The sequence below is a fragment of the Pyxidicoccus sp. MSG2 genome (assembly GCF_026626705.1).
Classification (GTDB): domain Bacteria; phylum Myxococcota; class Myxococcia; order Myxococcales; family Myxococcaceae; genus Myxococcus.
Genome location: NZ_JAPNKC010000001.1, coordinates 12,969,349 through 12,983,068, shown reverse-complemented (window position 1 = coordinate 12,983,068; position 13,720 = coordinate 12,969,349). Strand labels below are relative to the sequence as shown.

Here is a 13,720-nt window from a genome sequence, read left to right as displayed (position 1 = left end):
GGGTGTTGACGAAGAAGCCGATGAGGCCCTCCGTCTGTCCATGGGTGCGACCGGCGATGGGCGCGCCAACGGCGATGTCCGCCGCGCCGGAGTAGCGGTGGAGCAGGACCTGGAAGCCCGCCAGCAGCGTCATGAAGGGCGTCACGCCCTGGCGCGTGGAGAGGCGCTTGAGGGAGTCGGAGAGGCCACGCGGCAGGCGCACGGGCAGTTGGGCGCCACGGTGGGACTGGATGGCGGGGCGCGGCCTGTCGCCAGGCAACTCCAGCACGTGGGGGACGCCCGCCAGGTGCTCGCGCCACCAGCCCAGTTGCTTCTCCAGCGCGTCGCCCTGGAGCCAGCCGCGCTGCCAGGCGGCGTAGTCGGCGTACTGCACTGGCACCTGTGACAGGGGCGAAGGCTGGCCCTTCGCGAAGGCGGCGTAGAGGGCCGCCACCTCACGCACCAGCACGCCCATGGACCAGCCGTCCGAGACGATGTGGTGCATGGTGAAGAGCAGCACGTGCACTTCGTCGTCCAGCCGCAGCAGCGAGCCGCGCAGCAGCGGACCGGTGGCGAGGTTGAAGGGGCGCAGCGCCTCTTCTCGTGCCAGCCCGCGGGCCTCCTGCTCGCGCTGCTCGGGAGGCAGTCCCGTCAGGTCCACCCGTGCCAGGGAGAAGTCACTGCCGGGGTGGATGCACTGTACCGGCTGGCCTTCACGGGAGGCGAAGGTGGTGCGCAGACCCTCGTGACGGCGCACCACCTCGGCCAACGCGCTCTCCAGTGCCCTGGCGTCCAGCGCGCCCTCCAGGCGCAAGGCCTCGGGCAGGTTGTAGGTGGCGCTGTCGGGCTCCAGTTGGTCGATGAGCCACAGCCGCTGCTGGGAGAAGGACAGCGGCAGCTCGCCCGTGCGAGGCACCGGGACGAGCGGAGGCAGGGTGAGACCCCGGGCCTGTCGACGGCTCACCTCCACCTGCAGGGCGAGCTGCGAGAGGGTGGGGGCGGAGAACAGCTCGCGCAGGGACAGCTCGACGCCAAAGAGGGAGCGCAGGCGGGAGATGAGCTGGGTGGCCAGCAGGGAGTGGCCGCCCAGCTCGAAGAAGTCATCGTGGGGGCCGACACGCGAGACGCCCAGCAGTTGGCCCCAGAGGCCGGCCAGCAGCTCTTCGGTGGGAGTGCGCGGTGCGACCTCATCGACGCTGGGGGCCGCGGCCTCCGGGGCGGGCAGGGCCTTGCGGTCCACCTTGCCGTTGGCGGTGAGGGGCAGCGCCTCCAGGGCCATGAGCGCGGAGGGCACCATGTACTCAGGGAGCTGCCGGGCGAGGGACTCGCGCAGGGCACGGGTGTCCAGCGTCCCGGGGGCGGCACCTCCCACGGGAACGACGTACGCGACGAGCCGCGGACCGGAGGGCCCGTCCGCACGCACCAGGGCCACGGCGTCGGAGATGCCAGGGTGGGAGCGCAGGGCGGCCTCGACTTCGCCCAGCTCGATGCGGAAGCCGCGCAGCTTAACCTGCCCATCGCGACGGCCCAGGAAATCGATATTGCCGTCCGGAAGGAAGCGCGCCAGGTCGCCCGTGCGGTACATGCGCGCACCGGGCATGGTGGTGCTGAAGGCATCGGGGATGAAGCGCTCGGCGGTGAGCTCCGGCCGGCGCAGGTAGCCGCGCGCGACACCCGCTCCGCCGATGTACAGCTCACCCGTGACACCCACGGGCACCGGCCGCAGCCTCGCATCGAGGATGTAGAGCGCCGTATTGGCGATGGGCCGGCCAATGGGGACGGCCCCATGGACCAGGCCGCCCTCATTCACGTCATGGATGGAGCAGCCGACCACTGTCTCGGTGGGGCCGTACTCGTTGATGAGGCGTACACGCGGGGCCAGCTGGCGCCAGCGCTCCACGGTGGCGGCGGGCAGTGCTTCGCCACCGACGACGAAGGTGCCTTCCTGGAGCGCCAGCTCCTGGGCGGACATCAGGTCCAGCAGTGCCTGGAGGTGCGCGGGCGTGAGCTTGACCAGGCCGTGGCGGTGGAGGCGCAGGGACTGGGCAAGTGCCTCCAGCTCATTCCCGGAGGGAAGCAGGTGCACGGAGCCGCCAGCCAGCAGCGGCGCGAGGAGGCTGGTGAGGGTGGCGTCGAAGGCGACGGAGGTATGCACCGGGGCGCTCTGCCCGGAGGACACGCGGTACTCCTGGCGTGCCCACGCGAGGTAGTGGGCGATGCCCTGCTGCGTGACCATGACGCCCTTGGGGCGGCCGGTGCTGCCGGAGGTGTAGAGGACGTAGGCGAGGCTTTCGGCCGTCACCCCGGAGTCAGGAGGCGATTGCGGCTGGCGCGAGAGCAGCCGCTCATCCGCGTCGAGCAGCACGTACTGCTCACCTCGCGAGGGCAGCTCGTCCGCCAGGTGCTCCAGGGTGATGACGACCGGGGCCGCCGAGTCGGCCAGCATGAAGCCGAGGCGCTCAGAGGGGTAGGAAGGGTCGAGCGGAACGAAGGCGCCTCCCGCCTTGAGGACGCCGAGCATGGCCGTCACCAGCTCCAGGGAGCGCCCCAGGAAGAGCGCGACGAGGGTGTCCGGGCCGATGCCCAGCGAGCGCAGGTGGTGCGCCAGCTGGTTGGAGCGAGCGTCCAACTGGGCATAGGTGAGCGAGTCCTCATCGAAGTGAAGGGCGATGGCGTCGGGAGTGCGCTGAGCCTGGGCTTCGAAGAGGTGGTGGATGCAGCTGTCGCGGGGGAAGTCGCGGGCGGTGGCGTTCCACTCCACCAGCACCTGACGCTGCTCCTCCTCGGACATCAGCGGCAGGCAGGACACCGGCGTCTCGGGCCTTGCCGCGGCGGCCTCCAGCACCGTGCCCAGGTGCCGCATCAGCCTGTCGATGGTGGCGGGCTCGAAGAGGTCGGTGCGGTACTCGCACGTGCAGGACAGGCCCTGCGACGTCGGGAATACGAAGAGGGTGAGGTCCAGGCGCGAGGCGGCCTCGGTGGTGCGCTCGGGCGTGAGGGTGAGGCCGGGCACCGTCAGTGCGGTGGTGGGCTGGTTCTGGAGCACCAGCTTCACCTGGAAGAGAGGCGCGTGGCCGAGGCTTCGCTCGGGGTTGATGACCTTGACCAGCTCCTCGAAGGGCAGGTCCTGGTGGGCATAGGCGTCCAGGGCGGTGGCTCGCACGCGGCCGAGCAGCTCGCGGAAGCTCGGGTCTCCGCCCACCTGGGCGCGCAGCGCCAGCTGGTTGACGAAGAAGCCGATGAGGCCTTCGGTCTCCGCGCGGTTGCGGTTGGCGATGTCCGTGCCGATGACGAAGTCCTCCTGCCCCGAGTACCGGGAGAGGACCACCTCGAAGCCGGCGAGCAGCGCCATGAAGAGGGTCGAGCCCTCCCGGTGGCAGAGGGCCTGGAGCGAGTCGGCCAGTGCGCTCGGCAGCACGTGCGTGTGATGCGCGCCGAGGAAGCCCTGGACGGCCGGGCGGGGCTTGTCGCCAGGCAGCTCCAGCAGGTGGGGGGCGCCCGCGAGGTGCTCGCGCCACCAGGACAGCTGTGCTTCGAGCGCCTCACCCTGGAGCCAGGAGCGCTGCCAGGCGGCGTAGTCGGCGTACTGCACCGGCAGCCGCGGCAGGGACGCAGGCTGGCCCTGGGTGAAGGCGGCGTAGAGGGCCGCCACCTCGCGCACCAGCACGCCCATGGACCAGCCGTCCGAGACGATGTGGTGCATCGTCAAGAGCAGCACGTGCGTGTCTTCGCCCAGCCGGAGCAGTGAGCCCCGCAGCAGCGGTCCGGTGGCGAGGTTGAAGGGACGCAGGGCCTCCGCACGCGCCAGCCGGCGGGTCTCTTCCTCGCGCGAGGCCGTGGGCAGATGCGTCAGCTCCACCCGGGCCAGGGTGAAGTCACCGGTGGGGTGGATGCACTGCACCGGCTGGCCTTCACGCGAGAGGAAGGTGGTGCGCAGTGTTTCGTGGCGGCGCACCACCTCGGCCAGCGCACCCTCCAGTGCGTCTGCGTCCAACACGCCCGTCAAGCGGAGTGCCACGGGGATGTTGAAGGTGGCGCTATCGGGGTCCAGCTGATCGACGAACCACAGCCGCTGCTGGGCAAAGGACAGCGGCAGCTCGCCCGTGCGAGGACTCGGGGTGAGTGGAGGCAGGGTGAGGCCCTGTGCCTCCCTACGGCGGGTCTCCACCTGCTGCGCCAGCTCCACCACCGTCGGGGCGGAGAACAGCTCGCGCAGGGACAGCTCCACGCCGAAGAAGGCGCGGATGCGGGAGAGGAGCTGGGTCGCCAGCAGCGAGTGGCCCCCCAGCTCGAAGAAGTCGTCGTGGATGCCGACCCGGGCAACACCCAGCAAGTGGCTCCAGAGGTCGGCCAGCATGGCTTCGGTGGAGGTGCGCGGGGCGACAGCCTCGGAGGCCACCGCATGGATTGCGTCCGGCGCGGGCAGGGCCTTCCTGTCCACCTTGCCATTGGGCGTCAGTGGCAGGGCCTCCAGGTGCACGAGGACGGAAGGCACCATGTACTCGGGCAACTGCCGGGCGAGGGCCTCGCGCAAGGCCTGAGCCACAAGGGCCTCGGCGGCGACACCTTCCGCGGGCACGACGTAGGCGACGAGCCGCGGGCCGGAAGGCCCGTCCGTGCGCACGGTGGCCACGGCGTCGGAGACGCCCGGGAGGGAGCGCAGGGCGGCCTCGACTTCGCCCAGCTCGATGCGGAAGCCGCGCAGCTTCACCTGCCCATCGCGGCGGCCCAGGAAGTCGAGATTGCCATCCGGAAGGAAGCGCGCCAGGTCGCCCGTGCGGTACATGCGCGCGCCGGGCACGGTGCTGAAGGCATCGGGGATGAAGCGCTCGGCGGTGAGCTCCGGCCGGCGCAGGTAGCCGCGCGCCACGCCCGCGCCGCCGATGTACAGCTCGCCAGTGACTCCCACCGGCACCGGCTGCAACCGCGCGTCGAGGATGTAGAGGGCGGTATTGGAGATGGGCCGGCCGATGGGCACCAGACCGCGCACCAGGCCGTCCTGGCTGACGTCGTAGATGGAGCAGCCGACGACGGTCTCGGTGGGGCCGTACTCGTTGATGACGCGCGCGTGGGGCGCCAGGTCGAGCCAGCGCTCCACGGTGGAGGCGGGCAGGGCTTCGCCGCCGACGACGAAGCAGGCCTCCTGAGAGGCCAGCGCCTCGGGGGCCATGAGCTCCAGCAGGGCCTGGAGGTGCGCGGGGGTGAGCTTGACGAGCCCGTGGCGGTGAATGCGTAGTGAGTGGGCAAGCGCCTCCAGCTCATTGCCAGGGGGCAACAGGTGGAGGGTGCCGCCAGCCAGCAGGGGCGTGAGAAGGCTGGTGAGGGTTGCGTCGAAGGCGACGGAGGTATGCACGGGGGCTGAGAGCCCCGGCGTCAGGCGGTACTCCTGCTGAGCCCAGTGGAGGTAGTGGACGAGGCCGTGGTGAGGCACCATGACGCCCTTGGGGCGGCCGGTGCTGCCAGAGGTGTAGAGGACGTAGGCGAGGCCTTCGGCCGTTGCCGTGGCTTCCAGAGGCGAGGCAGGGTAGCGCGAGAGCAGCGACGCCTCCGCGTCGAGAAGCACGTACTGCTCACCGCGCGAGGGAAGCTCATCCGCCAGGCGCTCCACGGTGATGACGACCGGGGCCGCGGAGTCGGCCAGCATGAAGCCCAGGCGCTCCGCGGGGTAGGCCGGGTCCAGCGGGACGAAGGCACCGCCCGCCTTGAGCACGCCGAAGACGGCCACCACCAGCTCGATGGAGCGCTCCAGCAGGAGGGCGACGAGAGTGTCGGGGCCGATGCCCAGGGAGCGCAGGTGGTGCGCCAGTTGGTTGGCGCGGGCATCCAGTTGGGCATAGGTGAGGGAGTCCTCACCGAAGCGAAGGGCGATGGCGTCGGGAGTGCGTCGGGCCTGGGCCTCGAAGAGCCGGTGGACGCAGGTGTGGCGGGGGAAGTCGCGCGAGGTGGCGTTCCACTCCACCAGCATGCGCTGGCGCTCGGCCACGTCCAGCAGCGGGAGCTCGGAGATGGAACGCTCCGGGGCGGCGACGATGCCCTCCAGCAGCGTTTGCAGATGCCCGGCCATGCGCTGCACGGTCGACGCCTCGAACAGGTCCTCGGCGTACACGAGGACGCCGCTGTAGCCGTCAGGCGTCTCCTCCAGGACGAGGCCCAGATCGTACTTGGCCAGCAGCGATTCGGGAGGGAGCGGCTGCAGGCGCAGCCCTGGCGCCTGCAGCGGGCCCATGGGGGCGTTCTGGAAGGTGAAGTCGACCTGGAACAGGGGCGAGTGGCCCAGGCTGCGCTGGGGCCGCAGCTCCTCGACGAGCTTGTCGAAGGGAAAGTCCTGGTGCTCGTAGGCGGCCAGGGTGGTGGTGCGCACCTGGCCCAGCAGCGACAGGAACGAAGCTCGCGCGTCAATCCGCGTCCTCAGCACCAGGCTGTTGACGAAGAAGCCGATGAGGTCCTCGGTCTGGGCGTGGGTCCGGCCGGCGATGGGCGAGCCGACGACGATGTCTTCCACGCCGGAGTAGCGGTGCAGCAGGACCTGGAAGCCCGCCAGCAGCGTCATGAAGGGCGTCACACCCTGGCGGGTGGACAGGCGCTTGAGGGACTCGGAGAGGCCACGCGGCAGGCGCACGGGCAGGTGCGCGCCCCGATGGGACTGCACGGCGGGGCGGGGCTTGTCGCCAGGCAACTCCAGGACATGGGGCGCGTCCGCGAGGTGGTCGCGCCACCATGACAGTTGCTTCTGGAGGGCCTCGCCCTGCAACCAACCCCGCTGCCAGGCCGAGAAGTCGGCGTACTGCACCGGCAGTTGCGGCAGCGCGGAGGGCTGCCCCTTCGCGAAGGCGGCATAGAGAGCGGCCGCCTCGCGCACCAGCACACCCATGGACCAGCCGTCGGAGACGATGTGGTGCATCGTCAGCAGCAGCACGTGCACTTCGTCATCCAGCCGCAGCAGCGAACCGCGCAGCAGCGGACCGGTGGCGAGGTTGAAGGGACCCAGGGCTTCTTCTCGCGCCAGCCTACGGGCCTCCTGCTCGCGCTGCTCGGGAGGCAGTCCCGTCAGTTCCACCCGGGCCAGGGAGAAGTCGGTGCTGGGGTGGATGCACTGCACGGGCTGACCCTCGCGCGAGACGAAGGTGGTGCGCAGGGCTTCGTGACGACGCACCACTTCGGCCAGCGCACCCTCCAGGGCCTTCGCGTCCAGCGCGCCCTCCAGGCGCAAGGCCACGGGGATGTTGTAGGTGGCGCTGCCGGGCTCCAGCTGATCGATGAACCAAAGTCGCTGCTGGGAGAAGGACAGCGGCAGCGCGTCCGTACGCGGCACCGGGACCAGGGGAGGCAGGGTGAGGCCCCGGGCCTCCCTGCGGCTCTTCTCCACCTGCTGGGCGAACTCCGCGAGCGTGGGGGCCGAGAACAGCTCCTCGAGGGACAGCTCGACCTCGAAGAGGGTGCGAGTGCGGAAGATGAGCTGGATGGCGAGAAGGGAGTGGCCGCCCAGCTCGAAGAAGTGGCCGTGGAGGCCCACGCGCTCCAGGCCCAGCACCTGGGCCCAGAGGTCGGCCAGAAGGGTCTCGGTGGAGGTGCGCGGAGCGACGTACTCGGAGGCCGCCACATGGGATGCATCCGGTGAGGGCAGCGCCTTCCTGTCCACCTTGCCATTGGGCGTCAGCGGCAGGGCGTCCAGGTGCACGATGACGGAAGGCACCATGTACTCGGGCAACTGCCGGGCGAGTGAATCGCGCAGGGCACGGGCGTCCACGGCCTCGGGAACGACACCTGCCGCGGGCACGACGTACGCGACGAGCCGCGGGCCGGAAGGCCCGTCCGTGCGCACGGTGACCACGGCGTCGGAGATGCCCGGGTGGGCGCGCAGGGCGGCTTCGACTTCGCCCAGCTCGATGCGGAAGCCGCGCAGCTTCACCTGTCCGTCGCGGCGGCCCAGGAAGTCGATATTGCCGTCCGGCAGGAAGCGCGCGAGGTCTCCGGTGCGGTACATGCGCGCGCCGGGCACGGTGCTGAAGGCGTCCGGCACGAAGCGCTCGGCGGAGAGCTCCGGCCGGCGCAGGTAGCCGCGAGCCACGCCCGCGCCGCCGATGTACAGCTCTCCGGTGACGCCCACGGGCACCGGCTGCAACTGCGCGTCGAGGATGTAGAGGGCGGTATTGGAGATGGGCCGGCCGATGGGGACCAGGCCGCGCACCAGGCCGTCGCGGCTGACGTCGTAGATGGAGCAGCCGACGACTGTCTCAGTGGGGCCGTACTCGTTGATGAGGCGCACGCGAGGGGCCAGCTGGCGCCAGCGCTCCACGGTGGCGGCGGGCAGGGCTTCGCCACCGACGACGAAGGTGCCCTCCTGGAGCGCCAGCTCCGGCGGCGTCATCAGGTCCAGCAGGGCCTGGAGGTGCGCGGGGGTGAGCTTGACGAGGCCGTGGCGGTGGAGGCGCAGGGACTGTGCAAGAGCCTCCAGCTCATTGCCAGAGGGAAGCAGGTGCACGGAGCCGCCAACCAGCAGGGGAGTGAGAAGGCTGGTGAGGGTGGCGTCGAAGGCGACGGAGGTATGCACCGGGGCCGAGTGCCCGGAGGACACGCGGTACTCGCGCAGGGCCCAGTGCAGGTAGTGGACGAGGCCGTGGTGCGGCACCATGACGCCCTTGGGGCGGCCGGTGCTGCCAGAGGTATAGAGGACGTAGGCGAGGCTTGCGGCCGTCACCTCGGATTCAGGAGGAGATTGCGGCTGAAGTGAGAGCCGCGGTGCGTCCGTGTCGAGGATGACGCGGTGCTCGCCGCGAGAGGGCAGCTTGCCGGCCAGGGACTGCACGGAGAGGACGACGGAAGCAGCGGAGTCGGCCAGCATGAAGCCGAGGCGCTCGGCGGGGTAGGCCGGGTCCAGGGGCAGGAAGGCGCTGCCGGCCTTGAGGACGCCCAGCACGGAGACGAGCAGCTCGACCGAGCGCTCCAGCAGGAGGGCGACGCGAGTCTCGGGGCCAATGCCCAGGGAGCGCAGGTGGTACGCCAACTGGTTGGCGCGGGCGTCCAATTGGGCATAGGTGAGGGAGTCCTCACCGAAGCGAAGGGCGACGGCGTCCGGAGTGGCGCGGGCTTGGGCCTCGAAGAGCAGGTGGGCGCAGGTGTCGCGAGGGAAGTCGTGGGCGGTGGCGTTCCACTCCACCAGCAGGCGCTGGCGCTCGGCGGAGTCCATGAGCGGCAGCGCGGAGACGGGGCGCTCCGGGTGGGCGGCGATGGCCTCCAGCAGCGTCTGCAGGTGGCCGGCCATCCTCGCCACGGTGGAGGCGTCGAACAAATCCGCGGCGTACAGGAAGTGGCCCCTGAAGCCGTCAGGCGTCTCCTCCAGCACGAGACTCAAGTCGAACTTCGTCGGCAGGGAGGCGAGGGCGAGCGGATTCAGGCGCAGGCCAGGAACCTCAAGCTGACCCATGGGGGCGTTCTGGAGGGTGAGGCTGACCTGGAAGAGCGGCGCGCGGCCCAGGCTGCGCTGGGGCCGCAGCTCCTCGACGAGCTTGTCGAAGGGAAAATCCTGGTGCTCGTAGGCAGCCAGGGTGGTGGTGCGCACCTGGCCCAGCAGCGACAGGAACGAGGCGCGCGAGTCGATCCGGGTCCGCAGGGCAAGGTTGTTGATGAAGACGCCGATGAGGCCTTCGGTCTGGTCATGGGTACGGCCGGCGATGGGAGAACCGACGACGAGGTCCGCTGCTCCGGAATAGCGGTGCAGCAGGACCTGGTAGCCAGCCAGCACCGTCATGAACGGTGTCACGCCCTGACGCGTGGAGAGTCGCTTGAGGGACTCGGAGAGCGCATGGGGCAGGCGCACGGGCAGGTACGCGCCGCGGTGGGACTGGACGGCGGGGCGGGGCCTGTCGGTGGGCAGCTCCAGCACCTGGGGCGCGCCGGAGAGGTGCTCCCGCCACCAGCCCAACTGGCTTTCCAGCACCTCGCCTTGCAGCCATGCGCGTTGCCAGCCGGCGTAGTCGGCGTACTGCACCGGCAGCTCGGGTAGAGGCGAGGGCAGGCCTCTGGCGAGGGCGGTGTAGAGGGCCACCGCCTCGCCCACCAGCACGCCCATGGACCAGCCGTCGGAGACGATGTGGTGCATCGTCAGCAGCAGCACGTGTACTTCCTCGTCCAGCCGGAGCAGCGAGCCGCGCAACAGCGGGCCGGTGGCGAGGTTGAAGGGGCGCAGGGCTTCTTCCTGCGCCAGCCGGCGGGCCTCTTCCTCGCGCTGGGCCGGGGGCAACCCGGTCAGCTCCACCCGGACCAGGGCGAAGTCAGCGCCGGGGTGGATGCACTGCACGGGCTGGCCTTCGCGCAAGGCGAAGGTGGTGCGCAGCGTCTCGTGACGGCGCACCACTTCGGCGAGCGCACCCTCCAGGGCCTTCGCGTCCAGCGCGCCTTCCAGGCGCAGGCCCACGGGCACGTTGTAGGCGGCGTTACCGGGCTCCTGCTGGTCGACGAACCACAGCCGCTGCTGGGCGAAGGACAGCGGCAGCTCACCCGTGCGGGGCACCGGAACGAGGGCCGGAACCCGGGCCCGGGTGGCGGCACCCAGGAGCCCGGCCACGCCCGCGACGGTGGGCGCCTCGAAGAGGGACCGCGGGGGCAACTCCACGCCGAAGGTGGCGCGGATGCGCGAGACGACCTGCGTGGCCAGCAGCGAGTGGCCGCCCAGCTCGAAGAAATTGTCGTGGATGCCCACGCGCTCCGCTCGCAGCACCTCGCGCCAGAGCGTGGCGAGCAACTGCTCTGTGTCGTTGCGCGGGGCCGCATAGGTGGAGGTCCCCACGGGAGCCTCCGGTGCAGGCAGGGCCTTGCGGTCCACCTTGCCATTGGGCGTCAGCGGCAGGGCGTCCAGGTGCACGATGACGGAAGGCACCATGTACTCGGGCAACTGCCGGGCAAGTGAATCGCGCAGGGCACGGGCGTCCAGGGCCTCGGGAGCGGCTCCTCCTCCGGGCACGACGTACGCGACGAGCCGGGGGCCGGAAGGCCCGTCCGTGCGCACGGTGGCCACGGCATCGGAGATGCCCGGGTGGGCGCGCAGGGCGGCTTCGACTTCACCCAGCTCGATGCGGAAGCCGCGCAGCTTCACCTGTCCATCGCGGCGGCCCAGGAAGTCGATATTGCCGTCCGGAAGGAAGCGCGCGAGGTCTCCGGTGCGGTACATGCGCGCGCCGGGCACGGTGCTGAAGGCGTCCGGCACGAAGCGCTCGGCGGAGAGCTCCGGTCGGCGCAGGTAGCCGCGAGCCACGCCCGCGCCGCCGATGTACAGCTCGCCGGTGACGCCCACGGGCACCGGCTGCAACTGCGCGTCGAGGATGTAGAGGGCGGTATTGGAGATGGGCCGGCCGATGGGCACCATGCCGCGCACCAGGCCGTCGCGGCTGACGTCGTAGATGGAGCAGCCGACGACTGTCTCAGTGGGGCCGTACTCGTTGATGAGGCGTACGCGAGGGGCCAGCTGGCGCCAGCGCTCCACGGTGGCGGCGGGCAGGGCTTCGCCACCGACGACGAAGGTGCCTGCCTGGAGCGCCAGCTCCGGCGGCGTCATCAGGTCCAGCAGGGCCTGGAGGTGCGCGGGGGTGAGCTTGACGAGGCCGTGGCGGTGACTGCGGAGGGAGTGGGCAAGTGCCTCCAGCTCATTGCCAGAGGGAAGCAGGTGCACGGAGCCGCCAACCAGCAGGGGAGTGAGGAGGCTGGTGAGGGTGGCGTCGAAGGCGACGGAGGTATGCACCGGGGCCGAGTGCCCGGAGGACACGCGGTACTCGCGCAGGGCCCAGTGCAGGTAGTGGACGAGGCCGTGGTGAGGCACCATGACGCCCTTGGGGCGGCCGGTGCTGCCAGAGGTATAGAGGACGTAGGCGAGGCTTTCGGCCGTCGCCTCGGATTCAGGAGGCGATTGCGGCTGACGCGAGAGCAGCGGCGCGTCCGTGTCGAGGATGACGCGGTGCTCGCCGCGAGAGGGCAGCTTGCCGGCCAGGGACTGCACGGAGAGGACGACGGAAGCAGCGGAGTCGGCCAGCATGAAGCCGAGGCGCTCGGCGGGGTAGGCCGGGTCCAGCGGGACGAAGGCACCACCGGCCTTGAGGACGCCCAGCACGCAGACGAGCAGCTCGACGGAGCGCTCCAGCAGGAGGGCGACACGAGTCTCGGGGCCGACGCCCAGTGAGCGCAGGTGCCAGGCGAGCTGGTTTGCGCGGGCGTCCAGCCAGGCATAGGTGAACTGCTGGTCCCCGAAGCGCAGGGCCACCGCTTCGGGTGTACGGACGGCCTGGGCCTCGACGAGCTCGTGGACGCAGGCCTCGCGCGGGAAGGCAGTCGCGGTGGCGTTCCACTCCTTCACCACCTGCCGCAGCTCCGCCTCGTCCATCAGCGGCAGCTCGGACAGACGCCGCTCGGGCGCGGCGACGATGCCCTCCAGCAGCCGCGCGTAGTGCCTCAGCATTCGCTCCGCCGTGGTGCTCTCGAAGAGGTCCGTGCGGTAGACGAGGGCCAGGCGCAGCCCCTGGGGCACCTTCGTCGCCAGCAGGGACAGGTCCAGCTGGCTGGCGCCGCTGTCCACCGGCTCGGCCTCCATGACGAGGCCCGGCACGCGCAGCGCGGGCAGTGGCGCGTTCTGCAGGGCGAACAGCACCTGGAACAGGGGAGAGACGCCCAGGTGGCGCGCGGGGCGCAAGGCCTCCACGACCTTCTCGAAGGGCACGTCCTGGTGCGCGAAGGCGTCCACGTTGAACGCGTGCACCCGGTCCACCAGCTCCAGGAAGGACGGGTCGCCGGACAGGTCCGCGCGCAGGGCCAGCGTGTTGACGAACAGGCCGATGAGGCCCTCCAGCTCGGCGCGGTTGCGGCCCGCCACGGGCGAGCCCACCACCACGTCCTCCTGGCCGGTGTAGCGCGCCAGCATCACCTGCCAGGCGGCGAGCAGCACCGGGAAGAGCGTGCGGCCCTGGCTTCGCGCCAGCTCCTCGAGGGACTGGAGCAGGCCGGGCGGCAGCACCACCGTGTGGCGCGCGCCGTGGGCGCTGGCGATGGCGGGCCGGGGCCTGTCACCAGGCAGCTCCAGCATCGCGTCCGCGTCCAGACGCTGGCGCCACCAGGAGAGCTGCGAGTCCAGCGCCTCGCCCTCCATCCAGTCCCGCTGCCAGGCCGCGAACGCGGCGTACTGCATGGGCAGCGGCGGCAGCGGCGAGGACCTTCCCTGGGAGAAGGCGCCGTAGAGCGCGGCCACCTCCTGGACGAGGACTCCCAGGGACCAGCCATCCGAGACGAGGTGGTGCACGTTGAGCAGCAGCAGGTGCTCGCGTGCCTCCAGCCGGTACAGCACCGTGCGCAGCAGCGGGCCCTTCTCGATGTCGAAGGGCTGCCGCGCCTGGGCATGCAGCCCGCGCCAAGCCTCCGCCTCGCCTCCGGCGGCGCCCTGCACGTCCACCACGGGCAGGGCCACCTCCACCGAGGCGGCGATGTGCTGCTCTACCCGGCCATCCTGATCGACGAAGGTGGTGCGCAGCGGCTCGTGCCGCTGCAACAATTCCCGCAGCGTCCGGCGCAGGGCGTCCACGTCCAGCTCGCCGGACAGCCGCACGGCGATGGGCTGGTTGAAGGCGGCGCTGCCGGGGTCGAGCCGCTCCTGTATCCACATGCGTTCCTGGGAGAAGGACACCGGGGCACGGTGGGAGGAACGGCTCTTCTCGCGCAGCAGCTCGGCGAGCCGCGCACGCTTCTGCTCAGGGGTAGGCGCCAT

Annotated in this window: 1 protein-coding gene (cut by a window edge); it reads right to left on the bottom strand. The window is 70.9% G+C overall.

Annotated features, from left to right (window positions below; translation table 11 throughout):
* On the bottom strand, positions 1–13,720 hold the 5' end (the start) of the coding sequence (locus OV427_RS49095) for a non-ribosomal peptide synthetase (RefSeq protein ID WP_267863181.1). Its footprint begins 14,015 nt before the window's first position; only the first 13,720 of its 27,735 coding nucleotides appear in the window; the start codon lies at positions 13,718–13,720; its stop codon lies beyond the left edge, outside the window.